17 protein-coding genes are annotated in these 26,984 nt (G+C 66.5%); 7 read left to right on the forward strand and 10 right to left on the reverse strand.

Features of this window, described 5'->3' with window-relative positions; all coding sequences use genetic code 11:
• Positions 1–18 precede the first annotated feature (18 nt).
• Positions 19–3,177, reverse strand: a complete 3,159-nt coding sequence (locus V9K91_RS01380) for an efflux RND transporter permease subunit (protein ID WP_336442577.1) — start codon at positions 3,175–3,177, stop codon at positions 19–21.
• A 4-nt stretch (positions 3,178–3,181) separates the two neighbouring features.
• Positions 3,182–4,312 carry an efflux RND transporter periplasmic adaptor subunit gene (locus V9K91_RS01385; RefSeq protein ID WP_095362895.1) on the reverse strand — a complete coding sequence of 377 codons (1,131 nt, stop codon included), beginning with the start codon at positions 4,310–4,312 and terminating at the stop codon, positions 3,182–3,184.
• Between the two features lie 123 nt (positions 4,313–4,435).
• Between V9K91_RS01385 and V9K91_RS01390 the strand changes: the two genes are divergently transcribed.
• From V9K91_RS01390 to V9K91_RS01400, 3 genes are all read left to right on the forward strand, one after another.
• Positions 4,436–5,107 (forward strand): TetR/AcrR family transcriptional regulator, encoded by a 672-nt coding sequence (locus V9K91_RS01390; protein WP_068853945.1) that lies wholly within the window; start codon positions 4,436–4,438, stop codon positions 5,105–5,107.
• A gap of 137 nt (positions 5,108–5,244) precedes the next feature.
• Positions 5,245–5,895, forward strand: a complete 651-nt coding sequence (locus V9K91_RS01395; protein WP_093533828.1) for a protein-L-isoaspartate O-methyltransferase — start codon at positions 5,245–5,247, stop codon at positions 5,893–5,895.
• 16 nt (positions 5,896–5,911) lie between these two features.
• Positions 5,912–7,279, forward strand: a complete 1,368-nt coding sequence (locus V9K91_RS01400) for a TolC family outer membrane protein (RefSeq protein ID WP_068853947.1) — start codon at positions 5,912–5,914, stop codon at positions 7,277–7,279.
• A gap of 49 nt (positions 7,280–7,328) precedes the next feature.
• On the opposite strand, the gene waaA is transcribed toward V9K91_RS01400, so the two are convergent.
• Positions 7,329–8,630: a lipid IV(A) 3-deoxy-D-manno-octulosonic acid transferase gene (waaA, locus tag V9K91_RS01405; RefSeq protein ID WP_210131014.1), complete on the reverse strand. Its 1,302-nt coding sequence runs from the start codon at positions 8,628–8,630 to the stop codon at positions 7,329–7,331.
• Between the two features lie 97 nt (positions 8,631–8,727).
• Here waaA and V9K91_RS01410 point away from each other — a divergent pair, with 97 nt between their 5' ends.
• Complete coding sequence (locus V9K91_RS01410) at positions 8,728–9,648, forward strand: LpxL/LpxP family Kdo(2)-lipid IV(A) lauroyl/palmitoleoyl acyltransferase (protein WP_306987580.1); 921 nt, start codon at positions 8,728–8,730, stop codon at positions 9,646–9,648.
• A 10-nt stretch (positions 9,649–9,658) separates the two neighbouring features.
• Here V9K91_RS01410 and V9K91_RS01415 read toward each other — a convergent pair whose 3' ends face one another.
• Genes V9K91_RS01415 through V9K91_RS01425 form a run of 3 tightly spaced genes read right to left on the reverse strand, consistent with a single transcriptional unit; the run spans position 9,659 to position 12,288 of the window.
• Positions 9,659–10,969 (reverse strand): O-antigen ligase family protein, encoded by a 1,311-nt coding sequence (locus V9K91_RS01415; protein ID WP_095363095.1) that lies wholly within the window; start codon positions 10,967–10,969, stop codon positions 9,659–9,661.
• The gene (locus V9K91_RS01420) at positions 10,962–12,074 is read right to left on the reverse strand and encodes a glycosyltransferase (RefSeq protein ID WP_095362897.1); all 1,113 of its coding nucleotides are present in this window, start codon (positions 12,072–12,074) and stop codon (positions 10,962–10,964) included. The genes V9K91_RS01415 and V9K91_RS01420 overlap by 8 nt, the downstream gene beginning before the upstream one ends.
• A 16-nt stretch (positions 12,075–12,090) precedes the next feature.
• Positions 12,091–12,288 (reverse strand): zinc-finger domain-containing protein, encoded by a 198-nt coding sequence (locus tag V9K91_RS01425; protein WP_068853951.1) that lies wholly within the window; start codon positions 12,286–12,288, stop codon positions 12,091–12,093.
• Positions 12,289–12,613: 325 nt separating this feature from the next.
• Here V9K91_RS01425 and V9K91_RS01430 point away from each other — a divergent pair, with 325 nt between their 5' ends.
• On the forward strand, positions 12,614–15,964 hold the full coding sequence (locus V9K91_RS01430) for a GH92 family glycosyl hydrolase (RefSeq protein ID WP_336442578.1): 3,351 nt from the start codon (positions 12,614–12,616) through the stop codon (positions 15,962–15,964).
• A 404-nt stretch (positions 15,965–16,368) separates the two neighbouring features.
• Here the strand turns inward: V9K91_RS01430 and V9K91_RS01435 are convergent, their stop codons facing one another.
• A complete protein-coding gene (locus V9K91_RS01435) occupies positions 16,369–18,657 on the reverse strand; it encodes an NADP-dependent malic enzyme (protein WP_336442579.1) in 2,289 nt (762 codons plus the stop codon).
• Between the two features lie 253 nt (positions 18,658–18,910).
• Complete coding sequence (locus tag V9K91_RS01440; protein ID WP_095363097.1) at positions 18,911–20,260, reverse strand: dicarboxylate/amino acid:cation symporter; 1,350 nt, start codon at positions 20,258–20,260, stop codon at positions 18,911–18,913.
• Positions 20,261–20,520: 260 nt separating this feature from the next.
• Here V9K91_RS01440 and V9K91_RS01445 point away from each other — a divergent pair, with 260 nt between their 5' ends.
• The gene (locus V9K91_RS01445; protein WP_068853954.1) at positions 20,521–21,687 is read left to right on the forward strand and encodes a porin; all 1,167 of its coding nucleotides are present in this window, start codon (positions 20,521–20,523) and stop codon (positions 21,685–21,687) included.
• A 56-nt stretch (positions 21,688–21,743) separates the two neighbouring features.
• A complete protein-coding gene (locus V9K91_RS01450) occupies positions 21,744–24,392 on the forward strand; it encodes a PAS-domain containing protein (protein ID WP_336442580.1) in 2,649 nt (882 codons plus the stop codon).
• Between the two features lie 301 nt (positions 24,393–24,693).
• Here the strand turns inward: V9K91_RS01450 and V9K91_RS01455 are convergent, their stop codons facing one another.
• Both V9K91_RS01455 and V9K91_RS01460 read right to left on the reverse strand, forming a co-directional pair.
• Positions 24,694–25,029, reverse strand: coding sequence for a type I toxin-antitoxin system SymE family toxin (locus V9K91_RS01455; RefSeq protein WP_141236193.1), 336 nt, complete (start codon positions 25,027–25,029; stop codon positions 24,694–24,696).
• A gap of 436 nt (positions 25,030–25,465) precedes the next feature.
• A complete protein-coding gene (locus V9K91_RS01460) occupies positions 25,466–26,263 on the reverse strand; it encodes a hypothetical protein (RefSeq protein ID WP_141236194.1) in 798 nt (265 codons plus the stop codon).
• Positions 26,264–26,984 lie beyond the last annotated feature (721 nt).

Genomic DNA, 26,984 nt, shown 5'->3' on the forward strand with positions numbered 1-26,984 from the left:
CACAAGGGTGGTCGAGACCTACCGGGCCTCGTCCGGCTTCACCCGGAACCACGCCGCATACAGCGCCGGCAGGAACACCAGCGTCAGCACGGTGCCGACAATCAACCCGCCCATTATCGAGATCGCCATCGAGCCGTAGAACGCACTGCGCGACAGCGGGATCATCGCCAACACCGCGGCAAGCGCGGTCAGCACGATCGGGCGGAAGCGGCGCACGGTGGCGTCGATGATCGCATGCCAGCGGTCATGCCCGGCATCGATGTCCTGCTGGATCTGGTCGATCAGGATCACCGAGTTGCGCATGATCATGCCCGCCAGCGCAATCGTGCCCAGCAACGCCACGAAGCCGAACGGGGCGCGGAACAGCAGCAGGAACAACGTCGCCCCGATGATGCCCAGCGGTGCGGTCACCAGCACCATCGCGGCGCGCGAGAAACTGCGCAGCTGCAGCATCAGCAACGTCGCCACCACGATCAGGAACAGCGGCATGCCGGCCTTGATCGAATCCTGTCCGCGCGCCGAATCTTCCACCGTGCCGCCGGTTTCCAGCAGGTAACCGGACGGCAGCTCGGCACGGATGCCATCCAGCGTCGGCAGGATCTGCTGCACCACGTCCAGGGGCTGCGTGGCGTCGCCGACGTCGGCGCGCACGGTCACCGTCGGCAGCCGGTTGCGGTGCCAGATGATGCCGTCTTCGAACACATACTCCAGCCGCGCCACCTGCGACAGCGTCACCGAGGTGCCACTGGCGGTCGGAATCGCCAGGCTGCCCAGCATGTCCAGCCGAACCCGCTCGTTTTCCGGGCCGCGCAGCAGCATCTCGATCAGGCGGTTGCCTTCGCGGTACGTGCTCACGCTCATGCCCGACAGCGAGGTGCCCAGCAACTGGCTCACCTGCGCGCTGCTCACGCCCAGCGCGCGCGCACGATCCTGGTCGATCACCAGCCGCACCACCTTGCTCGGCTCGCTCCAGTCCAGGTTGACGTTGATCACGTGCGGGTTCTCGCGCACCTTGGCCTGCACCTGCCGCGCGATCGCCTGCACCTGGTCGATGTGCTCGCCGGAGATGCGCATCTGCACCGGGTAGCCGACCGGCGGTCCGTTCTCCAGGCGGGTCACGCGCATCTGCACGTCGGTGAACTGCGGGATGACCTCCTTGATCAGCCAGTCGCGGGTGGCCTCGCGCGCGTCGGCGTTCTCGGTCAGCACCACGAACTGCGAGAAGTTGGTGGCGGGCAACTGCTGGTCCAGCGGCAGGTAGAAACGCGGCGAACCGGTCCCCACATAGGCCACGTAGTTGCTGATGCCTTCACGGCCGTGCAGCAGCTTTTCCAGCTTTGCCGCCTGCGCCTTGGTCGCCTCCAGCGAGGCGCCTTCCGCCAGCTCGATGTCCACCATCAGTTCCGGCCGGGTCGAGTCCGGGAAGAACTGCTGCGGCACGAAGCGGAAGATCAGCAGCGAGAACACGAACAGCGCCGCAGTGGCCCCGATCACCCACCAGCGATGGCGCAGGCAGGTATCCAGGAAGCGCCGGAAGCGCGTGTAGAACGGACGCTGGTACGGGTCATGGTCGTGTGCGTGCTGCTTGGGCACGATCCAGCGTGCCAACGCGGGGTAGCGGTCGCCCCATGCCGTGCGGCGGGCCTGCCAGCGCGCGGCGACGCTGCCCGGCTTGGGCGGCTGCGGATTGAACAGGTCCGGCAGCATCTTGTCGCCCAGGTACGGAATGAACAGCACCGCCGCGATCCACGACACCACCAGTGCGATGGTCACCACCTGGAACAGCGAACGGGTGTATTCACCGGTGCTGGAGGCAGCGGTCGCAATCGGCAGGAAGCCGGCGGCGGTGATCAGCGTACCGGTCAGCATCGGGAACGCGGTGCTCTCCCACGCGAAGCTGGCCGCGCGCAGGCGGTCGTAGCCCTGCTCCATCTTGGTGGCCATCATCTCCACCGCGATGATCGCATCGTCCACCAGCAGGCCCAGCGCCAGCACCAGCGCGCCCAGCGAGATTTTGTGCAGGCCGATGTCGAAGTAGTGCATGACGAAGAACGTCATCGCCAGCACCAGCGGAATGGTCACGCCCACCACCAGGCCGGTGCGCAGGCCCAGCGAGAAGAAGCTCACCAGCAGCACGATCACCACCGCTTCAGTGAGCACCTGCACGAACTCGCCCACCGATTCTTCCACTGCATGCGGCTGGTCGGAGACCTTGCGCAGCTGCATGCCGGCGGGCAGCGTCTTCTGCAGGCGCTCGAACTCGGCATCCAGGGTGGTGCCCAGCTTGAGGATGTCGCCGCCATCCTTCATCGCCACCGCGATGCCGATGGCGTCTTCGCCCATGAAGCGCATCTTCGGCGAGGCCGGGTCGGCAAAGCCGCGCTTGACCTCGGCGATGTCGCCCAGGTGCACGGTGCGGTCGCCTGCCTGGATCGGGAAGCGGCGGATGTCGTCCACGCTCTGGAACTGCCCGGTGACGCGCAGCTGCACGCGGTCGGTAGGGGTTTCAAAGAAGCTGGTGGCGGCAATCGCATTCTGGTCGGCCAGCGCCTGCTGCACCTGCTGCAGCGACACGCCCAGCGTGGCCAGCTTGGTATTGGACAGTTCGATCCAGACCTTCTCGTCCTGCAGGCCCTCCAGCTCGATCTTGCCCACGTCCGGCACCCGCTGCAGTTCCAGCTGGATGCGGTCGGCATAGTCGCGCATCACCGCGTAGTCGAAGCCCTGCCCGGTCAGTGCGTAGATGTTGCCGAAGGTATCGCCGAACTCATCGTTGAAGAACGGGCCGACGATTTCGCGCGGCAGGGTCGGCTTGATGTCGCCCACGCGCTTGCGCACCTGGTACCACAGTTCCGGGATCGCCTTGGAACGCAGGCTGTCCTTGGCCGCGAAGATCACCTGCGATTCGCCCGGTCGCGAGTACGAGCGGATGAATTCGTACTGCCCGGTATTGAGCAGCGCCTTTTCGATCGGCTCGGTCACCTGCCGCGAGACCTGCTCGGCGGTGGCGCCCGGCCACATCGTGCGCACCACCATCACCTTGAAGGTGAACGGCGGATCCTCGGACTGGCCCAGGTGTTTGTACGACCAGGCGCCGATGATGGCGAAGGCGAGCATGGCAAACAGCACCAGCGCGCGGTTGCCCAGCGCCCATTCGGAAAGATTGAACCGGCGCACGGGCTCAGTGCCCCTTGGCCGTGGCAGCGGGCACGGCGGCCGGCTTCAGCACCGGGCGGTTCTGCCGGTCCACCGGGGTGACCGCCTGGCCTTCGCGCAGCAGGTGCCCGCCGGCGGCCACCACCCAATCCTGCGCGGCAACGCCGGACAGCACCGGCACCGCGTCGGGCCCATAGGCACCCACGGTCACCGGCGTGGCCTTGATCGCGCCATTGGACGGGTTCACCACCCACACGCTGGCCTTGCCATCGGCGCCGCGCAGCACCGCGCCCAGCGGCAGCTGCAATGTGCCGGTGCGGCCGGCGGCGGCGAACACGCGCGCGCTCTGGCCCAGTTCCACTTCTGCGGCCGCCTCCGGCGCCAGGCTGACCCGGGTGGCGTAGGTACGCGCCTGTGCATCGGCAGCCGGGGCGATCTCGCGGATCGTGCCCGGCAGCATCTGGCCCGGCTTGTTCCACAGTTCCACCTGCACGTCCTGGCCAACCTGGTAATCGCGGATGTTGCTTTCCGGCAGGGCGATCAGTACCTCGCGGCCGCCATCCGCGGCCAGGGTGAACACCGTCTGCCCGGCGCCGACCACCTGCCCGGCTTCGGCCTGGCGGCTGGCGATCACGCCATCGGCCGGCGCACGCAGCTGCGCGTAGCCGGTCTGGTTGCGTGCCACCGCCAGGTTGGCGCGGGCGGCATTGGCCTGCCCCTGCGCGGCCTTGAACGCGGCGGTCTGTGCATCCAGGGTGGACTGGCTGACCAGCTGCTGCTCGGCCAGCGTGGCGTAGCGCTTCTGGTCATCGCGGGCGCGCACCAGGTCGGCTTCGGCCGCGGCCAGCTGCGCCTGCGAGGCGCTTGCCTGCGAGGCGAAATCGGCGGCATCCAGTTCGGCCAGCAGGTCGCCCTTGCGCACGCGCTGGCCGGCATCGACGTGCCGCTTGACCAGGTTGCCCCCAACCCGGAACGACAGCGGGCTTTCCTGCAGCGCATGCACCTCGCCCGGGTAGGCCGCCACTTCCTGGCCGCTCACCGTGCCCGGCTGCACCACCAGCACCGGGATCGGTGCGGCCGGCTCGGCATCCTGTTTGCCACACGCCGCCAGCATCAACGCCAGCAGGCTACCGCCCATCCATCGCAAGTTGTTCATGAGGTCCTGGACCTTGAATTACCGGGGGAAACCGTCTGGAAGCGACACTCTATTCCATGACGGCTAATAGTGAACCAGTCGGTATAGTATAAATATCGAACCGATTGGTCTAGTATTGTTTGCATGACCGATCCGACCACTTCCGCCGTGCCGTCCAAGCCTGCCGCCAAGGCAGCCGGGCCCGGCCGCCCCAAGGATCTGGGCAAGCGCGCGGCCATCCTTGATGCGGCCAAGGCATTGTTCGTGGACCAAGGGTATGGCGGCGTCAGCATGGACAGCATCGCGGCCCAGGCCGGCGTGTCCAAGCTGACCGTTTACAGCCATTTCGGCGACAAAGAGACGCTTTTCACCGAAGCTGTGAAGTCAACCTGCGTCGAGATGCTGCCGGACGCGCTGTTCGTCACCGACGCCGATGGCGCGCTGCGCGAGCAGCTGCTGGGCATCGGCCGGGCCTTCTTCACCATGATCACCTCGCCGGCGGCCGTGGCCGTGCAGCGGGTGATGATGGCCCCCGATACCGACGACCGTATCCGCGAGATGTTCTGGGTGGCCGGCCCGCAGCGCACCAGCGATGCCCTGGCCGAATTCCTGCGGGCCCGCACCGAGCGTGGCGAACTGGAGATCACCGACTTCCAGACCGCCGCCCTGCAGTTCTTCACCCTCATCAAAGGTGAGCTGCATACGCATATGATGTGCGGGCTGCGAACGGCCCCGGCCGAGTGCGACGCCGACGCCCATGTCGAGGCCAGCGTGACCTTCTTCCTGAGGGCTTACGCCACCCGCCCCGGGCGGTGATGACAACATGAATGGACCGGAGGTCGCGGTGACTTCCGGCACTGCGACCCCGGCGCGACGGCAGCGATGCTCTCAGCGCGCCGCCGGCTCCCGGCACCGGTAAAATGGCCGGCCCACTGCGCTGGATTAAGAACCTCATGACGATCGATTACGCCCACGCCCGCGAACTGATGGTTGAACAGCAGATCCGTCCCTGGGACGTGCTGGACATCCGTGTGCTCGACGTACTGGCACGTTTGCCGCGCGAGGCGTTCGTCGCCGATGCGAACCGTACCCTCGCCTATACCGATGTCGAGCTGCCGCTTGGTAACGGCCAGAAGATGATGAAGCCGGTCATCGAAGGCCGCACCCTGCAGGCGCTGAACCTGCAGCCGGGCGACGAAGTGCTGGAAATCGGCACCGGCAGCGGCTACCTCAGCGCCTGCATGGGCGCCTTGGCGCGCGAAGTGCTGAGCCTGGAAATCGACCCGGAACTGGCCGTGGCCGCGCGTGCGCGCCTGGATGCAACCGGCCTGGGCACCAATGTCCGCATTGAAACCGCCGACGCGTTGACCTGGGATACCGAGCGCCGCTTCGATGCCATCTGCGTCACCGGCGCGGTGGAGACCATCCCCGCCCGCTTCACCCAGTGGCTGCGTACCGGTGGCCGCCTGTTCGTGATCCGTGGCCATTCGCCGGCAATGGAAGCGGTGCTGGTCAAGACCGATGGCAGCATCAGCGATTCGCTGTTTGAAACCGATATCGATTACCTGCGCGGTGCCGCGCCGGCACCCCAGTTCCACCTCTGAGTCCAAGGAAGCCGCAATGATCCGCCGATCCCTCGCTATTGCGCTGGCCGCCGCCCTGCTGCCCATGACCGCCTCTGCCGCCGACCTGCTGCAGGTCTACGAAATGGCGCGCAACGGCGATCCGCAGCTGTCTGCGGCTGAATCGACCCGTCTGTTCGACAAGGAAGGCGCCGTGCAGGCCCGTGCCGCGCTGCTGCCGCAGATCAATGGCGAAGCCTCGCTCACCCGCAACCGCACCAACCCGAACCACGATGTAAGTTCGACCTCGTACACCACCAAGAACCGCAATTACGGTATCAGTGGTTCGCAGACGCTGGTCAACTTCAGCCAGTTCGCCAACCTGCGTGCGCAGCGCGAGCTCAGCAAGGCAGCCGACTTCAACCTGGATTCGGCCAACGACGACCTGATCGTGCGCACCTCGGCGGCGTACTTCAACGTGCTGGTGGGCATTGAATCGCTGTCGGCGGCGCAGACCAACGAAGCGGCCGCCAAGAAGCAGTTCGACTTCGCCGACAAGCGGCTGGAAGTGGGCCTGGCCCCGATCACCGACGTGCATGAAGCCCGCGCCCAGTACGACCAGGCCCGTGCCAACACGATCATCGCGCAGAACACCCTGGCCGACGCCTACCAGGCGCTGACCGAACTGACCGGCCAGCCGGTTACCGACCTGCGTGCACTGCCGGCCGACTTCCGCCCGGAACTGCCGGCCAAGTACGCCACCGTTGACCAGCTGGTCAACGAGGCCGTCGCCCAGAACCCGGCGCTGAAGGCGCAGGAACTGCAGGTGAGCGCGGCGGAAGCCAGCGTGTCGGCGGCGCGTGCGGGCCACCTCCCCACCCTCTCGCTCGGCGCCAGCGTCGGTCGCCAGGCCAGCTGGGGCGACGTGGTCGGCAGCGGGTCGAACTTCAGCCCGGATGCGCGCAGCAACAGCGTCGGCCTGACCCTGAGCGTGCCGATCTTCTCCGGCGGCGCCACCCAGTCCGGCGTGCGCCAGGCGCTGGCCCAGCGTGACATTGCCCAGGATGGCTACGAGCAGCAGAAGCGCGCCCTGGACCGCAACACCCGCAACGCCTACCAGACCCTGGTGGCCGGCATCAGCGAAGTGGAAGCGCGCCGCCTGGCGGTGGTCTCGGCACAGAGCGCCTACGACGCGTCGCAGGTCGGCCTGGAAGTGGGTACCCGCACCGTGCTGGACGTGATCCAGAACCAGCGCATCCTGTTCTCGGCCCAGCTCGAGTACGCCAATGCCCGCTACACCTTCCTGCAGAACCGCCTGCAGCTGGGCCAGGCCGTCGGCACGCTGGACATCGCCGACCTGCAGGACATCAACCGTCTGCTGACCCAGCAGGCCGCGACCCCCAGCACCACGGTCAACGGCCAGTAACCCAGGCGTAACCGGAAACGAAAAAGCCACCTGCAAGGGTGGCTTTTTTTCATGGGTCCACCGGCGGCGGAAGCTGCGGAGCAATCAGCTCCACCGTGCGCTTGAGCGCCCCACGTCCGTTGCTGACCAGCGCACAGCCAGCGCTGGCCATGTCCTCGCGCGCCTCGGGATCGCGCAGCAGCGTCAGCAGTGCATCGCCCACGCCGGCCACGTCGTCGGCAATCAACACTGCGCCCGCTTCGCGCATGCGCCGGGAGATCTCGGCGAAGTTGTGCAGGTGCGGGCCGGTCACCGTGGCGGTGCCCATGGCCGCCGGCTCCAGCAGGTTGTGCCCGCCGATCGGCTGCAGGCTGCCACCGACGAACGCCACCTGCGCGCAGCCATAGAACGCCATCAGTTCGCCCAGCGTATCGATCACGAACACGTCGCTGTCGGCCTGTGGCCAGTGCTGCTGGCGGCGCGTGCTGACTTTCCAGCCCTGCTCGCGCGCCAGCGCTTCCACGCGGGGAAAACGCTCGGGATGGCGCGGTGCCCACAACAGCAGCAGGTTCGGGATTTCCCTGCGCAGGCGGCGGTGCAGGTCGATGGTGGCCTGCTCCTCGCCTTCGTGCGTGCTGGCCGCGATCCATACCGGGCGCGTGCCGGGCACGGCGGCATGGAAGTCGGCGCTGAACTCGCGCACGTTCGGCGTGGCGATGTCGAACTTCAGGTTGCCCAGCGGCTTGACCTGTTCTGGCAGCGCGCCCAGTTCGATGAAGCGCTCGGCGTCGTCGGCCGACTGCGCGGCCACGCAGGTGACAGTGCGCAGCGTGCGCCCGATCAGCGGGCGCAGCAGGCGGTAACCGCGCAGCGAGCGCGCCGACAGCCGGGCATTGAGGATGTACACCGGAATGCCCCGGTCGCGGCAGCCGAACAGCAGGTTCGGCCACAGCTCGGTTTCCAGGATCAGCGCCAGGCTGGGTTTGAAGTGGCCCAGGAAACGGCCCACGCTGCCCGGCACGTCGTAGGGCAGGTACACGTGGTCCACCGCGTCGCCCCACAGCGAGCGCACCCGTTCCGACCCGGTCGGGGTGATGGTGGTGATCACCCAGCGGATGTCCGGGCGCAGCTGGCGCAGCGCATTGACCAGCGGCGCCGCCGCGTTCACCTCGCCCACCGAGACCGCATGCAGCCAGACCCGCGGCTGCGCGGTGGAATCGGGATAGGAAGCGTAGCGCTCGTCCCAGCGCTGGAAGTACTCGCGCACCCGGAATCCGCGCCAGACCAGGTGGTACACGGTGATGGGCAGCAACAGGTACAGCACGACCGAATACAGGCCGCGCAGGATCCATTCGACGGGACTTTTACGCATGCGCAGAGGATACGGGAGCGGCACCGGGAAAAACATGCGGGAGCGGGCCGATCCCCCGCTGACGCACCTGCGGGGACGCATGACTTAGAATCGGGGCATGTCAGATAACGCTTCCACCGCTACCCGGCCGTCCCTGCGCAATCCCCGCCACTGGCCGACCTTCGCCTTCATCCTGGCTGCCTTCGTGGTCGCCCGGCTGCCTTGGGGCCTGCAGCGCGCACTCGGCCGGGGCGTGGGCACGGTGGCCTACCATGTGGCCAGCAGCCGCCGGCGCGCGGCCGAGGTGAATCTCAAGCTGTGCTTCCCCGAAAAGGACGACGCCTGGCGCCAGCGCCTGCTGCGTGACAGCTTCGACGCGTTGGGCGTGGGCATTTTCGAATTCGCCCGGGCCTGGTGGGGCAGCATCGACAGCATCCGCCCGAAGGTGCAGGTGGAAGGCCTGGAGCACCTGCACCGCATGCAGGCCGAAGGCCGTGGCGTGCTGCTGGTATCGGGCCATTTCATGACCCTGGAGATGTGCGGGCGGTTGCTGTGCGACCACGTCGACCTGTCGGGCATGTACCGTAAGCACCGCAACCCGGTGTACGAGTGGGCGGTGAAGTTCGGCCGGCTGCGCTATGCCAAGGCGATGTATGCCAACGAGGACATCCGCGCCACCGTGCGTCACCTGAAGAAGGGCGGCTTCCTCTGGTACGCGCCGGACCAGGACATGCGCGGCAAGGACACCGTGTTCGTGCCGTTCTTCGGGCACACCGCCTCGACCATCACCGCCACCCACCAGCTGGCGCGGATGACCGGTTGCGCGGTGATTCCGTACTTCCACCGCCGCGAAGGCGGGAAATACTTCCTGAAGATCGGCGCGCCGCTGGAGAACTTCCCCAGCGAAGATGTGGAAGCCGATACCGCACGGGTCAACCAGGCCATCGAAGCGATGGTGCGCGAGGCCCCTGACCAGTACCTGTGGATCCACCGCCGCTTCAAGCGCCAGCCGGGCGGCCGCAGCGATTTCTACAAATAACGCGTACGGATCACGGGTCGTCGCTGGCCAGCAGGCTGCCTGCGTAGAGGGCGGCGAGCAGTAGCGTGAGGCCGCCCCAGAAGGTGGAATAGAACGCCAGGTGGGTGTTGAACGGGAACACGGTGACGGCCAGGGCGAGCATCGCCGGGCGGGCGCGCTCGCGTGCCGGCAGCGGTGCGAAGCGCCACGCGCGCCACGCCTGCGCCGCAGCCGCCAACCACAGCAGCAACCCGAGCACTCCGGTTTCGGCCAGGATCTCCAGCAGGATCTGGTGCGCATGCAACGCCGGGCCGGCGCCCCACACTTCCTGTTCTTCAGGGCGCGGATTGCAGTCGGGGTAGGCATCGCGGAAACCCCGTGCGCCTACGCCGTTGATCGGATGCTGCTCGATCATGCAGCCCGCCGCGGCCCAGATCTGCGCGCGCCCGGACAACGCCTGGTTCACGCCATCGCTCTCGCCTTCCCACGCCATCGCGGTACGCTCCAACCGATCGCGCACCTGGTGCGAGCCGGCGGCCAGTGCCACCGCCGCCACCAGCCCCACCGCCAGGCACGCGAGCAGGCCGCGCGCGCCGAGCAGGCGCCAGCCGGAAAACACCAGCACCAGCGCATAGGTCAGCCACGCCGCGCGCGAACCGGCCAGCACCAGCACCACGCCCACGGCAGCCGCCACCAGCATCCAGCCCCAACGGCCGAAGCGCGCGGCGGCAGCAAACAGCAGGAACGGTGACAGGCTCGCCAGCACCTGGCCGAATTTGAGATTGCACGGCCCCAGCACGCCGCTCAGGCGATCGGCTGCAGCCATCTCCGCCGGTGGACACAAGCCATGCCCACTGATCGCCCACTTCAACTGGTCCATCGACCAGAACAGCGGGCTGGTCCCGAGTACGGCCTGCGCCAGTCCGTCCAGCGTCCAGACCCCGGTAATCAGCGCAATGCCTTTGAGGGTCAGTGCGCGTCGCTCCGGCGTGGCCACCGCGATCGCCACCAGCCACATGAAGGGCAGATAGCGCAGGCCGGCAGCGGTCTTGCGCCACGCCGCGCCCGGATCGATCGCATCGAAGGCGGAGAACGCCTGCGGCAGCCAGTAGCCCAGGAACAGGATGCTGGTCAGCGCCCAGGCCGGGCTGCTGAGCATGCGTTGCTTGCCCTGCAGACGCAGCTGGACCATGCGCGCGGCGGCATAGATCGCGCCGAGGCCCAGTACGGTTTCGGCAACCCCGGGCAGCGGCAGCAGTGCCACGAATGCAATGACCCACCACGGCGCCCAGCGGCCCGCGCGGAAGCCCGGCGAACCGGGCGCCTTGACCGGCTCAGCCAGCGAGGGAGGTATAGAGCTGGAGCGTGTCACGTTGCATCGCCTGCAGGGTGAACGGAATACGCGAGGGCAGCGACGGCGGCTGCGCCAGCAACTGCAGCGCGCGCGCCTGCAATGCCCCGGCGTCGCCCAAGGGTACCGCGCCGGATGGCTGCAGGTGTTGCAGCAGCTCGCCCACCCCGCCCTGGTTCCAGCCCAGTACAGGTCGGCCCACCGACAACGCTTCGGCCACGGTGCGGCCAAAGGCCTCGGGCTTGTCGGACAGCTGCAGCACCAGATCGCTGGCGGCGTAGGCCTCGGCGATGCGCGAGGTCGGCGCGGTCATCAGCACCGCATCGGCGATGCCCAGGCTGCGCGCCTGCGCCTCCAGCTCGGCCACGTAACGCTCACGCCCCGGCTCGCGGGTGCCCGGCATCCACAGCAGCGCCCGCACCCCGGCCGCATGCAGCCCGGCCAGCAGCCCCAGCGCATGGTGATGCCCCTTGAGGCGGGTGCCACGGCCCGGCAACAACAGCAGCGGCGCATCGCCAGCCAGCGTTGGATGCTGCGCGGCCACCGCCAGGCGCGGGCGCCGGTCCTGGCGGCCCACGCGCGGGAATTGCGCGGTATCCACGCCACGCGGAATCACCTGCAGCCGCTCCGGGGGTACGCTCGGGTAATGCTGGAGCACGAATTCGCGCACGCAGTTGGACACGCAGATGACCCGTTCGCCGCTGGTCATCACCGCGCTGTAGCGGCTGGGCGAATTCAAGCCATGCACGGTGGTCACCCAGTGCGGGCGGGTGGCCGCCGGCAGGTTGCGCACGGCGTAGTAGCCCAGCCAGGCCGGCAGCCGCGAGCGCGCGTGCACGATGTCCGCGCCGGTTTCGGCCAGCAGGTTGCGCAGCGTGCGCACGTGGCGCAGCGTCCACAGCGATTTGCGGCCGATATCCAGGGTGAGGTGTTCGGCGCCGCTGGCCAGCAGCGGCTCGACCAGCCGGCCACCGGCGGAGACCACGATGGCGCGGTGCCCGGCCGCGACCAGCGCGGCGGCAATTTCCAGCGTCGAGCGCTCAACCCCGCCGGAGTGCAGCGCCGGCAGCAGCTGCACCACGGTCAGTCGGCGCACGTTCGGTTCCGCCTGCTCAGTCGGCCAGCACGAAGACCGAACCGCAGTACGGGCACGCGGCTTCGCAGTTCGGCTCGTCTTCGATCGGCAGGTACACGCGCGGGTGCGAGTTCCACAGCGCCATCTCCGGCGTCGGGCAGCTCAGCGGCAGGTCGCTGCGGTGCACGGTGTAACGCTTTTCGGCATTGGCGGGCGCGGTGGCGGTATGGCTCATGGCGGGGCACGGAAAGGAATTGCGAGGGGCTCGATTCTAGCACCCGAGGCGCCGGGCGCGGCGCGGCCGGTTCCGTGCGGGACACCGCCGGCAAAACGCCGATATGCGATTTTTCCGGGTTTAGATCGAACTAATTTCACTTGCCAAGCCCGCTCCGGGTGTTGCAGGATCGGGTGCGTTCCGATCAAACACCCGATCGCATGGCCCGTCCCCCGCCGGACCTGCATCGCTTCGACTGCCTTTCCAGGCGGCCGGCGTGATGCTGTCTGCCGAGGTCGCCGATGCGGGCTCCGCCTGCCGCCTGTCCCACCCGGGAGATCCCTGCATGACCCTGCCGCACCCCCGCCCTGCCCGCCGCGCCCTGCTTCCGCTGGCCCTCGCCCTGGCCTGCGCGCCGGTTGCCCTGCCCGTCTTCGCGCAGGGCCTGCAGACCTCCTTCGAGCCCGGCGAACCTGCCCCGCAGGCAAGCAAGGGCGGCGTGCAGGTGAAAATCGGCAAGGGCCCGGAGGCGCCGTATGCGGCCAAGCCCGGGGTGGGCTACAGCGGCCTGCGTGCCCTGCACTACGCCAGTGCCGGCGGTACCGCCACCACTACGCTGTTCACCACCGATGTAACCATCGACGCCGACACCACGCTGTCCTGGCTGGTGCTGCCGGAGATCGTGGGCGAGGACACGGTGGCCTCCACCTACGTTTCGCTGGATCTGGTGCTGGACGATGGCAGCCGGGTCTCGGCCAGCGCCGCGCGCGACCTGCACGGCATTTCGCTCGGCGCCAAGGCCCAAGGGGATTCCAAGACCCTCTACCCGCAGCAGTGGGCGCACAAGTCGGTGCGCCTGGGCGATGTGGAAGCACTGCGTGGCCGTCGCGTGGTCGCCCTCGAACTGGATCTGGGCAGCGCCGCCAACGCGCCGGTGTCCGGCTGGATCGACGATGTACGCCTGGACAGCCAGCCGCGCACCGCCCCGGCCCGTCCGTCCGACTGGGTGCTCACCACCCGCGGCACCCAGGCCAACGGCACCTTCTCGCGCGGCAACAACTTCCCCGCCACGGCGGTGCCGCACGGGTTCAACTTCTGGACCCCGGTGACCGATGCCGGCGCGCTGAACTGGCTGTATCGCTGGAACGAACAGAACAACGCGGCCAACCGCCCGCAGCTGCAGGCACTGGCCCTGAGCCACCAGCCCAGCCCGTGGATGGGCGACCGCCAGACCTTCCAGGTGATGCCGTCGGCCACCCGTGGCGTGCCGGAAGCGGACCGCGCCAAGCGTGCGTTGTCGTTCTCGCGAGATAACGAAAGCGCGCGCCCGTACCGCTATGCGGTGCGCTTCGACAACGGCATTGCCGCCGCCATCGCCCCGACCGACCATGCCGCGCTGTTCCAGTTCGATTTCCCCAAGGACGGCGATGCCAACCTGCTGTTCGACAATGTCGACGCGCGTGGCGGGCTCACGTTGGATGCGGCCACGCAGACGCTGTCCGGCTACACCGATACGCGCAGCGGGCTCTCCAACGGCGCCACCCGCATGTACGTGGTGGCCAGCTTCGACCGGCCGTGGCGCAGCAGCGGCACCATCGCCAGCGGCCGGCCCACCGGGTACATCAAGTTCGACCCGGGCAGCGACCGCCGCGTGACCATGCGCATCGCCACCTCGCTGATCTCGGTCGAGCAGGCCCGCCACAACCTGGCGCTGGAACTGGCCAGTGATGACACCCTGGCCACCGTCGCCGCCCGCGCACAGGACGCCTGGGACCAGCGCCTGGCCCGCTTCGACATCGGCCAGGCCAGCGACGACCAGAAGACCACGCTGTATTCCAGCCTGTACCGCCTGTACCTGTACCCGAATTCCGGGTTTGAGAATGCCGGTACCGCTGCCGCCCCGGACTGGCGTTACGCCAGCCAGGCCAGCGCGGCCGACGACAACACCGATGGCAGCGCAGTGCGCAGCTTCGCGCCGATCCGCGATGGCAAGGTGTACGTCAACAACGGCTTCTGGGACACCTTCCGCACCACCTGGCCGGCGTATGCGCTGTTCACCCCGGACGATGCCGGGCAGCTGGTGCAGGGCTTCCTGGAGCAGTACCGCGCCGGTGGCTGGGTGGCGCGCTGGTCCTCGCCGGGCTATGCCGACCTCATGGTGGGCACCAGTTCGGACGTGGCCTTCGCCGATGCCTACCTCAAGGGCATCAAGGGCTTCGATCCGGATGAGGCCTACCAGGCCGCCTTGAAGAACGCCACCGTGGTGCCGCCGGACCGCCATGTCGGCCGCAAGGGCATGGATAAATCCACCTTCCGTGGCTACGCCAGCGCCGACGTGCACGAAGGCATGTCGTGGACGATGGAAGGCGCGCTCAACGATTTCGGCATCGCCAACATGGCCACCGCGCTGGCGAAAACCGCCGGCAGCCCGGCCGCACGCGAGCGCTACAGCACCGAAGCGGCGTATTTCCGCGCCCGCGCCGGCACCTACGCCACCGTGTTCGACCCGGCCGTCGGCTTCTTCCAGGGCCGCAAGGACGATGGCAGCTGGCGCGTGGCTGCGAAGGACTACGATGCGCGCGTGTGGGGCCACGATTACACCGAATCCAACGGCTGGACGTTCGCCTTCACCGCCGCGCACGACGGCGAAGGCCTGGCCGGCCTGTACGGTGGCCGCGAAAAGCTGGCTGAAAAACTGGATACGTTCTTCAGCACCCCGGAAACCGCCGACCCGAAATTCTCCGGTTCCTACGGCGGCACCATCCATGAAATGACCGAAGCGCGCGATGTGCGCATGGGCATGTACGCGCACAGCAACCAGCCCTCGCACCACATTCCGTGGATGTACCTGTACGCCGGGCAGCCGTGGAAGACCCAGCAGCACGTGCGCGAGATCCTGTCGCGACTGTACGTGGGCAGCGAGATCGGCCAGGGCTACCCGGGCGATGAAGACAACGGCGAAACCTCGGCGTGGTATGTGCTGGCCTCGCTGGGCTTGTACCCGCTGCGCATGGGTTCGCCGGAATATGCGATCGGCTCGCCCGCCTTCAGGCATGCCAAGGTGGAACTGCAGGGCGGCGCGGTGCTGAGCGTGAATGCCCCGGAAAACTCGGACCGCAACATCTACGTGCAGTCGCTGAAGATCAACGGCCAGCCGTGGACCAGGACCTGGGTGCCGCATGAGGTGATCGCCAAGGGCGCCACGCTGGACTTCGAGATGGGTCCGGCGCCGTCCAGGTGGGGCACCGGGCCGGACGATGCGCCGCGCTCGTTGACCGCGCGCGGTGAACGCCCGGCGATTCTGCATGACCTGCTGGGCAGCGGCGCGCGTGCGCAGCTGGACGATGGGAAGGTGCTGGCGGCGCTGACCGATGATGACGCCGGCACCGTGGTGCCGTTCGGCGGCAAGGGCAGCGTGGTGTTCACCGGGGTGTCTGACGGCACGCCGTCGATGTACACCCTGACCAGCGGCAATGCGCCGATCCGAGGTGGCAAGTGGACCCTGGAAGCGCGCACGACCGGCGGCAGCTGGGTCACGCTGGACCAGCGCAGCGGTGAAACGTTCGAGTGGCAGCAGCAGACCCGCCCGTTCCGGATCGCCAAGCCGGGCCGTTATGCCGAGTACCGGTTGCGGATTGAAGGGCCGGGGCGGATGCAGCTGGCGGAAGTGGAGCTGCTGGCGCCGGCCGCGCCGTGAAGAAAAGGGGGCGCGATGCGCCCCCTTTTCGGTTTACCTGCCGCTTACAAGACCCGCATACAACGCGAACAACTGCTTGAAGTACCGCTTTGCAGGACGAGTGCGCATGGCGACGTTCCAGAGGGGGAAGTGGTCGGGCCCAGGGTGGCGGGGTCCAGCGGACCACCGCCACGGCCGGGCCGCGTGGGGGTATTTGGCCCGTTGGAGGTTGCACGGGAGTGACCGTGGGACTGCGGGAAAGTGTCCGGTAGCGCCGGCCGTTGGCCGGCCCACGGGAACCTCAAAAGCAAAAGGGATCGGTGCGGTGCACCGATCCCTTCCTTTTGGAGCATCCGGCCAACGGCCGGGGCTACCCGTTTCGCTGCGCGAAACCAACGCACTGCGTGCGTTGGGCTGAAAAGGCCTCAGGCCTTTTCAGCCTCCAATTGCTTGCGGATCTGCGCATCCACCGCGGCAATGGCGGTCATGTTGAGCACGCGGCGCGAGGTCGCGCTGGTGGTCAGGATGTGCGCCGGCCTGGCCACGCCCATCAGGATCGGACCGATCGCCACGCCGTCGGTGAACACGCGCACCAGGTTGTAGGCGATGTTGGCCGCTTCCAGGTTCGGCAGCACGAACAGGTTGGCGCGGCCCTTCAGCGTGCTGTCGGGCAGCAGCTTCTGGCGCAGCGCTTCATCCCACGCGGTATCGCCCTGCATTTCACCGTCCACGTTCAGACGCGGGTTGCGCTTGAGCAGCAGCTCGCGAACGGTGCGCATCTTCAGCGCGTCCTTGGAATCGTGGCTGCCGAAGTTGGAGTGCGACAGCAGCGCCACCTTCGGCTCGATCCCGAACAGCTTCATGCGGTAGGCCGCCTGCAGCGTGGCTTCGCAGATCTGCTCGGCCGTGGGGTCTTCCTTCACGTGCGTGTCCACGAAGAAGAACACGCCCTGCTGGTTGATCACACCGGTCATGGCCGAGGTCGAGGTGACCTTCGATTCCAGCGGCAGGACGCTACGCACGTAGCCCAGTTTCTTGTGGAAGCGGCCCACCACGCCGGTGAGCAGCGCATCGGCTTCGCCGCGTGCCACCATCACCGCCGCGATCAAGGTCGGACGCGAGCGCATCAGGTTCTTGGCCGCCGCCACCGTCACGCCGCGACGGCCGGTGAGGTTGTGGTAGTACTGCCAGTAATCGTTGAAGCGCGGGTCGTCGTTGATGTTGGTGACGTCGAAATCAACGCCGGCCTTCATGCGCAGACCCATGCGCTCGATGCGCGATTCGATCACGTCCGGGCGGCCGATCAGGATCGGGAAGGCCAGGCCTTCATCCACCACGTTCTGCACTGCGCGCAGCACCACTTCCTCTTCGCCTTCGGCATACACCACGCGCTGTTTGTCAGCGCGCGCACGGTCGTACACCGGCTTCATCATCAGGCTGGTGCGGTAGACGAACTGGGCCAGCTTCTCGCGGTAGGCACCCATGTCGGCCACCGGGCGCGTGGCCACGCCCGAATCCATCGCGGCCTGCGCCACGGCGGCCGACAGCTCCACCAGCAGGCGGCGGTCGAACGGGCGCGGAATCAGGTAGTCGCGGCCGAAGCTCGGGGTGTCATCGCCATAGGCCGAACCCAGGTCGCTGGCTTCGCGGCGCGCCATCGCGGCGATCGCGTGCACGCAGGCGATCTTCATTTCTTCGTTGATCGCCGTGGCGCCCACGTCCAGCGCACCGCGGAACAGGTACGGGAAGCAGAGCACGTTGTTGATCTGGTTCGGGTAGTCCGAACGGCCGGTGCCGATCAGCGCATCCGGGCGCACTGCGCGCGCCACTTCCGGCATGATTTCCGGGGTGGGGTTGGCCAGCGCGAAGATCACAGGGTCCTTGGCCATGGTCTTGACCATGTCCGCGGTGAGGATGCCCGGGGCCGACAGGCCCAGGAAGATATCGGCGCCATCGACGATCTCGGCCAGCGTGCGCTTGTCCGTATCACGGGCATAGCGCTTCTTTTCCGGGTCCAGGTCGGCACGGCCGGTGTGGATCACACCTTCGCGGTCGAACGCCAGGATGTTTTCCGGCTTCAGACCCAGCGAGACCAGCATGTTCACGCACGACACACCGGCGGCGCCCATGCCGGTGGTGGCGAGCTTCACTTCCTCGATCTTCTTGCCGGTGACCACCATGGCATTGAGCACCGCCGCACCGACGATGATCGCCGTGCCGTGCTGGTCGTCATGGAACACCGGGATGTTCATCCGCTCGCGCAGCTTGCGCTCCACGATGAAGCACTCCGGCGCCTTGATGTCTTCCAGGTTGATGCCGCCGAAGGTCGGCTCCAGCGAGGCGATGATGTCGACCAGCTTGTCCGGGTCGTTTTCATTGATTTCGATGTCGAACACATCGATACCGGCAAACTTCTGGAACAGCACGCCCTTGCCTTCCATCACCGGCTTGCCGGCCAGCGGGCCGATGTTGCCCAGGCCCAGCACGGCGGTGCCGTTGGAGATCACGGCCACCAGGTTGCCACGGGCGGTGAGCTCACTGGCCTGCTGCGGATCGGCCAGGATGGCTTCGCAGGCGTGGGCCACGCCCGGCGAATAGGCCAACGACAGGTCGCGCTGGGTCAGCATCGGCTTGGTCGCCGTGACCTTGATCTTGCCCGGCGGCGACATGCGGTGATAGTCGAGGGCGGCCTGTTTGAAATCTTCGTTGGACATCGCTTTCTGCAGATGAATGGGCGAGAGGAACAGGGGATCATACCCCCGTTGGCGGTGTTGGACCTGTCGCTACGCTGTCGCGATCATGCTGCGACCGCACATCAGGCAGGCCGTGCGCCGGCGTATGCCACGCCAGCCTGACGGGCTCCGATGACAACTTACATCACCGGAAACCCCTATGAAAAAGCAGGCCGTGCCGCCCAAGGGGGGACGGCACGGACCTGCTGCACACACATCAGGGGGAGGGGCGTGTTCAGCGCGCCGGGGCGGTCAGCGGCGACGGCAGGTCGTCGGTGGCCAGCGGCGGCAGCTCGGCCTCGCGGCCATCCAGGGCCAGCGCCAGGCGGTTGCGGTCCAGCGCGCCTTCCCAGCGCGACACCACCACCGTGGCCACCGCATTGCCGATGAAGTTGGTCAGCGAGCGGCATTCGCTCATGAAGCGGTCCACGCCCAGGATCAGCGCCATGCCGGCCACCGGCACTTCCGGCACCACCGCCAGGGTGGCCGCCAAGGTGATGAAGCCCGCCCCGGTCACGCCAGCGGCGCCCTTGGAGCTGAGCATCGCCACCAGCAGCAGCGCGATCTGGTGGCCCAGGGTCAGTTCGGTGTTGGTGGCCTGGGCGATAAACAGCGCGGCCAGGGTCATGTAGATGTTGGTGCCGTCCAGGTTGAACGAGTAGCCCGTGGGGACCACCAGGCCCACCACCGACTTGCTGCAGCCGGCCTTTTCCATCTTTTCCATCAGCGACGGCAGCGCCGATTCCGAGGACGAGGTGCCCAGCACCAGCAGCAGTTCGGCCTTCAGGTAGCGGGCCAGCTTGAACACCGAGAACCCGCACAGGCGGCAGACCACGCCCAGGATGACCGCCACGAACAGGAACGCGGTGAGGTAGAACGAGCCCACCAGCCAGGCCAGGTTGATCAGCGAGCCCACCCCGTACTTGCCGATGGTGAAGGCGATGGCACCAAACGCACCGATCGGCGCGGCCTTCATCAGGATGTGGACCAGGCGGAACACCGGGGCGGTCAGCGCCTCCAGGAAGGTCAGCACCGGACGACCGCGCTCGCCCACCAGGGCCAGCGAAATGCCGAACAGCACCGCCACGAACAGCACCTGCAGGATGTTGCCATCCACGAACGCGCTCACCAGCGTGGACGGGATGATGTCCATGACGAAGCCGGTGAGGGTCAGCTCGTGGGATTTTTCCACGTAGCTGTGCACCGCCGTCTGGTCCAGATCGGCCGGGTTGATGTTCATGCCGGCGCCGGGCTGCACCACGTGCGCCACCACCATGCCCACGATCAGCGCCAGGGTGGAGAAGAACAGGAAGTAGGCCATCGACTTGGCGAAGACCCGGCCTACGGTGCGCAGGTGGGTCATGCCGGCGATGCCGGTGACGATGGTCAGGAAGATCACCGGGGCGATGATCATCTTCACCAGCTTGATGAAGCCATCACCCAGCGGCTTGAGCGATTCGGCGAACGCCGGCTCGTAATGGCCAAGGATGGCGCCCAGCACGATCGCCACCACCACCTGGAAATACAGCTGGCGGTAGAACGGCAAGGGCTTGGCTGCAAGCGGGGCAGCGGTGGGAACGTGCATGGGAAACTCCGGCAGTGTCACGGGGATGCCGGCCGCAGGCGGCGGCATCGGGCGTGGTCTTTTTACGCCCGCTGCATCGCCACGCAGATAACCTATTGGTACTAGCCCCCCTGTTCAGCCAAGCCCAGTGCCTACACTGCACGGGCACCGCGCCCCCACGGCGGCGGGTGGCCGTGTCGTTCCGGGCCTTGTGGCCCAACAGTTTTCCCGCTCGCGGCCGTTGTTGTTCTGCCCCACTTTTTAGAAGCCAGACCATATCCATGCGCCTGACCCCCCTGTTTATCGCCCTCACCGCCCTGTCCGCCCCCCTCGCCGCGTCCGCCGCGGACTGGGACAACTGGCCGACCAAGGTGTCCTTCAGCGACGGCACCGAACTGGCCGCCACTGCCAACATCGCCTACGACCTCAACGACTTCTCCGGCGCCGACGCGTTCGAAGATGACGATGCGGTACGCCGCAAGGAGTTCGGCGCGACCCTTAAGAAGAAGGGCGTGTACGACGCGATGGTGTACTACGACTTCCAGGCCGACACATGGCTGGACGTGTTCTTCCGCTTCGAGAGCAAGGCCGTGTTCGGCAAGGACATCGGCCGCTTCCGCTTCGGCTACATGAAGACCCCGGTCGGCCTGGATTCCAACACCTCCTCGCGCGCCGGCAGCTTCGTGGAAACCGCCCTGCCCGTGCAGGCCTTCTACGCCGGCCGCCGCACTGGTGCCGAGTGGGTGCTGGAGCGCCCGCAGTACCTGATGCAGGTGGGCGCTTATGGCGGCAAGGACCTGCAGGGTGACAACCCCGGCACCACCCAGGCCGTGCGCGGCGTGTGGACCCCGGTGAAGGCACCGGGCGATGTGATCCACCTGGGCCTGGCCTATTCGCAGGAAAACCCGCGCGGTTACCGCGACGGCCGCGATGTGCACTTCAATGCCAGCGCCCGCCTGCGTGCGCGCCCGGAAGCCGGCCTGACCGACATCCGCCTGGTGGATTCGGGCTCGCTGGTCACCGCCGACCAGATCCGCCGCACCGGCCTGGAGGGCATCTACATCCATGGCCCGTTCTCGGTGCAGGCCGAAGCGCTGCGCACCACCGTCACCCGGGATGGCAAGCCGGATTACACCGGTGATGGCCAGTACGTGATGGGCAGCTGGATCGTCACCGGCGAATCGCGTCCGTACAGCGCGGGCGCCGTGGCCAACGTGAAGCCGGCGCACGATTACGGCGCGGTGGAACTGCTGGCCCGTTACAGCCGCATCGATCTGGACGACGCCGACGTGTTCGGTGGCCGCCAGCACGACTGGACCGTGGGTGCGAACTGGTACCTGACCAGCCACTTCAAGTTCCAGGCGAACTACGTGTGGGCTGATGCCAGCCGCCGTGGCGTGCGGACCAAGCCGGAAATCTTCGAGCTGCGCGCGCAGGTTCACTTCTGATGTTCAACGGCGGGTGCGTGCAACGCGCACCCGCCGGCACGCCGTAAACTGACGCCATGTACCGCGTCTCCCGCTACCGCCCGTTCCTGTTGACCCTGCTGGTCATGGTGGGCGGCACGCTCCTGGCTGGCCTGGTTGCCGGCCGCTATGCCCAGCAGCGCGCCCTCGCGGCCGAAAGCACCCAGGTGCGCCGCCAGCTGGACCTGTACGCGCAGACCCTTCAGCAGCGCATCGATCGCTTCCGCACCCTGCCCCAGCTGCTGGCGCTGGACCCGGAACTGCTGCAGGCGGTGAGCGACCCGCTGGATGACGCCGAGCGTCACCGGCTCAACCTGAAGCTGCAGCAGGCCAACAACGTCACGCGCGCCTCCACCTTGACCCTGATCGACCGCCATGGCGTGGCGGTGGCCGCCAGCAACTGGGACCAGCCCACCACGAATGTGGGTGAGGACTACAGCTACCGGCCCTACTTCCAGCAGGCCATGGCCAAGGGCACCGGGCGCTTCTACGGCATCGGCATGACCACGGCGGTGCCGGGTTACTTCCTGTCGCAGGCGATCCTCGACCACGAGGGCGATGTGCTGGGCGTCATCGCCATCAAGATCGAGCTGCGGGCGCTGGAGCAGGAATGGCTGCAGAGCACCGACATCGTGATGGCCAGCGATGCGCATGACGTGGTGTTCCTGGCCAACGGCGATGCATGGCGCTACCGCCTGCTGCGCCCGCTCTCCCCGGCCGAGCGCAACGAGATGCTGGCCACGCGCCAGTACGCCGACCGTTCACTGCAACCGCTGCAGGCGCGCACGCTCGATGTGCTGGCCGATGGCGGGCGCATGGTGCGGCTGGAGCAGCCCTCGCTGCCGCGCCCGTTGCTGTGGCAGACCTACGTGCTGGATGACCCGCAGTGGAAGCTGCACCTGCTGCACGATGCCGGCGCCAGCGCCGCCGTGGGCCGCAGTACCGCGCTGGCCGCTGGCGGCATCTGGCTGGCGCTGTGCTTCCTGACCTTGTTCGTCCAGCAGCGCCGGCGGCTGGCCTCGCACCGGCAGCGCAGCCGGCTGGAACTGGAAGCGGTGCTGCAGCAGCACGCACAGGAACTGCGTACCGCGCAGGACGGTGTGCTGCAGGCCGCCCAGCAGGCTGACAGCGGGCTCAGCCGCAGCCTGGCGCACCTGCCGCAGGGCGTGGTGGTGATCGACAGCGAGCAGCGGCTGGTGGCGTGGAATGCGCGCTACCTGGAACTGTTCCGGTTCCCGCCGGACCTTATTCGGGTGGGTGTGCCCATTGCCGAGGCGTTCCGCTACAACGCCCGCCGTGGCCTGCTCGGCCCGGGACCGATTGATGAGGCCATCGAGCGCCGTCTGAACCACCTGCGCAGCGGCCGGCCGCACATGCGCGAGAGCGAGAAGGACGACGGCACGGTGCTGGAGATTCGTGGCAACCCGCTGCCCGATGGCGGCTTCGTCACCAGCTACGCCGATATCACCGCCTACAAGAACACCGCGCGTGAGCTGCGCTCGCTGGCCGATGCGCTGGAACACCGCGTGGCCGAGCGTACCCGCGACCTGGACGAAGCGCGGCGTGAGGCTGAGCGCGCCAATCGCTACAAGACCCGCTTCGTGGCCTCGGCCGTGCATGACCTGCTGCAGCCGCTCAATGCGGCGCGCATGTTCGTATCCGTGCTGCGCGGCAAGCTGAGTGGCGATGCGCGCGAGCTGAGCGAGCATGTGGATGCAGCACTGGCCGCGCAGGATTCCATCCTCAACAGCCTGCTGGATATCTCGCGACTGGAATCGGGCACGCTGCAAACCCATGTGCGTGCGTTCGCGCTGTCGCCGTTGCTGGAAACACTGGCGCGCGAGTTTGGCATTGCCGCCAAGGCGCGTGGGCTGCGGCTGGACTGGGTGGATACCCGTGCGGTGGTAGTAAGCGATGAGGCGCTGCTGCGTCGGATCCTGCAGAATTTCCTCTCCAATGCACTGCGCTATACGCCACGTGGGCGGGTGCTGATCGGGTGCCGCCGGGCGGGCGACCAGCTGCGCATTGAGGTGCATGACCAGGGCCCCGGTATTCCGGAGAGCCTGCAGGGCGAGATCTTCGAGGAATTCCGGCGGCTGGATGATGGCGTGGACCAGGAGCGCGGGGCCGGGCTGGGCTTGGCGATCGTGGAGCGCATCGGGCGGCTGCTGGGGCACCGCATCAACCTGCGCTCCACGTTGGGCAGCGGCAGCGTGTTTGCCGTGACCGTGCCGCTGGGCAGCGCCGATGCGATACCGGTTCCCGCCCCTGCCCCGGCGGTGTCGTCGGATTCGGGTGATGACAGCCCGCTGCGGCAGTGCCGGGTGTGGAGCATTGATGATGACCCGCGTGTGTGTGCGGCTACCCGCGCCCTGCTGGAACGCTGGGGCTGCCGGGTGGAGCTGGCCGATGGCCCGCATGCCGCGCTGGAGATTGCCTCTGCATTGAACGTGCCGCAGTTGGTGCTGCTGGACGTACGCATGGGCCAGTGGCATGGGCCGGACCTGTACGAGCAGCTGTGCGAGCTGTGGCGGGCACGGCCACCGGTGATTCTGGTTACTGCTGAACGCGATGATGCGTTGAAGGCGCAGGCGGCGGAGAACGGCTGGGGCTTCCTGTCCAAGCCGGTTCGCCCGCCGGCCTTGCGGGCGCTGATGACGCAGCTGCTGGTGCGACACCGGGCGTAAACCGGTGTGCAACTCAACCGGCGCGAAATGCTGCTCTTCGTTGATGGTCATGCCATTACCGAACGTTCGAACGAGGTCGGCGGTCGATCGGGATGCGACCCTACCGGAATCCGCCGGCTGCTTCGGTAGGGTCGGACCCCGGTCGACTGCACGTAACGCTGCTACGTGCGACGAACGCATGACCTCCGAACGGAATGCGCTTCTTCGCCGACGGTCATGCCGTTACCGAACGTTCGAACGGCGTCGGCGGTCGATCGGGATGCGCCCCTACCGGGCACCCCGCGATACGGGACCAATCCCGTTACTCCGACGCCTTTTCGGTTGTCGTATCGGCCACCCGTCGGCTCTTCTTCGGGGCATGGTCCAGATACCGATACGGCACCGGAATCGGCGTCTCATCCAACGTCAGCGTGATGCGCTTGTGCTCCACTTCAACCATGACGCGACTGCCTACCGGTAGCTCAAACCGCTCCATCCACATGCCGCGCAGTACCAGGCAGGGAATGCGACCACCGTCAGGGAGCGCATGACCACCAGGATGTGAGAATGACCCGACACGCAGACTCTCCGGCACATGCATGCCGATGCGGGTTTGGGGCTGTTCGTTGGAATGCAGATTCGAACTTGAACGACGCATTTGCCACCTCCAAGGAAGTCTCCCTCGCCGGAATGGCGAGGGAGTCGGGAGGTTGAAACCGCTCGAGTACACACGGCATGACGTATTCCCGCGAGGGTGTTGTATTTCGCCACCCTCCCGACATAGGACGTCCACAATCGTTGTACTCGAGGAGATTTCAAGCTCCGAGGCAACACCATGCACCATGCAGCGCGCAAAGTTAAATCGCTTGTTTTGAATGATATTTGAGTATCAATAGGCGCACACTACTACGCGTCGCAATTAGCCCCATATGCATGCAGATACGTTGCTGCTCTCGATGCCCCTTCAAGCGAACTCCCCGGTGAAAGATGCCAACCATTCCGGCAATCTACTTACGAATCAGCCGTAAGCCGATGGCGAATGATGCAGGGATGGTCGTCCGGGTCGTACCAACGGCCACCCAAGCGCATCGGAACTACCAGTCCGAGCCATCCCGTCCGGGAACTTCATCCACTTCAGAGTCCCAGTCGGATTTACCTTCGTCATCAGAGTCACACGTTCTTAGCGCGGCACCCTCAGTTGTGGCACCAGCCCTCTTCAAGTGCTCGATCACGTCTTTCATGTCGTCGATCACCCATGACTCGGCGTCCTCATCACGTTCGAGCTTAGCGAGCAGCTTTTCGGCCAATTTCAGAGGTGGAATTCGCTTATGACCACCAATTGAACTCCAGTCGTAGGTTGACATCAGATTCACATCGGCGCCTAGTTCAATCAGTTCCTTTACCCGGTCCGAGCAGAAGCCAACATCCTCCACCGTCCTCATGATTACGAGATGCAGAGGCGTAAATTCAAAGGAATTTACGCGGCGACTCACCTGGCAAACGTTGGTGCGCATGGACTCGCCCACCAATGCAAAGTCATTGACCGTTCGTCCAAGAATGATCTTCTCGTTGTCCTCAATCAGCGGTTTCATTACATCGAAGAGCGTTCGCTTTGGCTGGAAGCCCTCAGCGAGAGCTTGATCGCCTACGCCACACCCAGGCGCAGCAGAGGAGGGCAGCGAGTCGGGCAACGCTTTCGCCTGTTGCGCTGGGGCAGCAACAAGTGATGTCGCCGAATGCGGAGCATTCTCTACCGAGACTATCCTCCCTGCGACAATGCCCGCCGCAGTGTGCGAACCCGCACTGTCGGCAGCAGTTGTCGACGCTGCTGCCAAGCGCAGCGCTCCGGCAGCACTGGTGTTCGTCGACTGAGAAGGCTGAGATGGGATCATGACGTGCGCCTTAGAACGAAAGAGCCGCACGTTTTAATGAATCGAGGCGAGTACCGCCTTCAGCTTTCGATCACAATGTTGCATACAAGGGCGTGACGTGGCCAACCCCCTTTATGTAGCAGCTACCAGGCTCCGTGATTACAGGAAAGGATTCGGTCCGCATTGTTCCCGACAATATCCAGAGGATTTTCATGACGCTCGACGAGCAGATCAATCCTATGACCCGCCTGAAGTCCCAAGTTCCGCTCCATCTGGCGCCATTCGATGTTGCAGTTCACTTTTGTTCAACGGGAAGCTCTGCTAGCCTTCGCTTGCAGCCCTAGGAACACGTCCTCTCCCAGCCACCATTACTGGTGATGACACTAGGTACGTACTGGCCCCGCTCGCGGGGCCAGTCTTTTTTCAGGAACCCGCCGCTGGCGGGTTTTTTGCGTTTGAGTTGGGTGGTTTCGAGACGAGAGGCGACCGATCCGCACAGGCATTCTGCGTACAGAACTCTCTCTTCACCATCGGGCGCTCCCTACGTTGCACGTAGAACTAGCCTGACGCGTCAATCGGCTCGGCTGGAACCGGGAGCGGCGCTGGTGCCGTTGATGCGCGTTAGGCTCCCAGAGAAAGGCCGCCTTCGGTTCGGGTCATGCCGAAATCGCGCTGCCGAACAACGTCGGCGGTCGATTGGGATGCGACCCTACCGGGTGGGGGCAACGCATGGTTTGCACCG

The organism is Stenotrophomonas sp. CCNWLW57 (assembly GCF_037203925.1).
In the GTDB taxonomy this organism is placed as follows: domain Bacteria; phylum Pseudomonadota; class Gammaproteobacteria; order Xanthomonadales; family Xanthomonadaceae; genus Stenotrophomonas; species Stenotrophomonas rhizophila_A.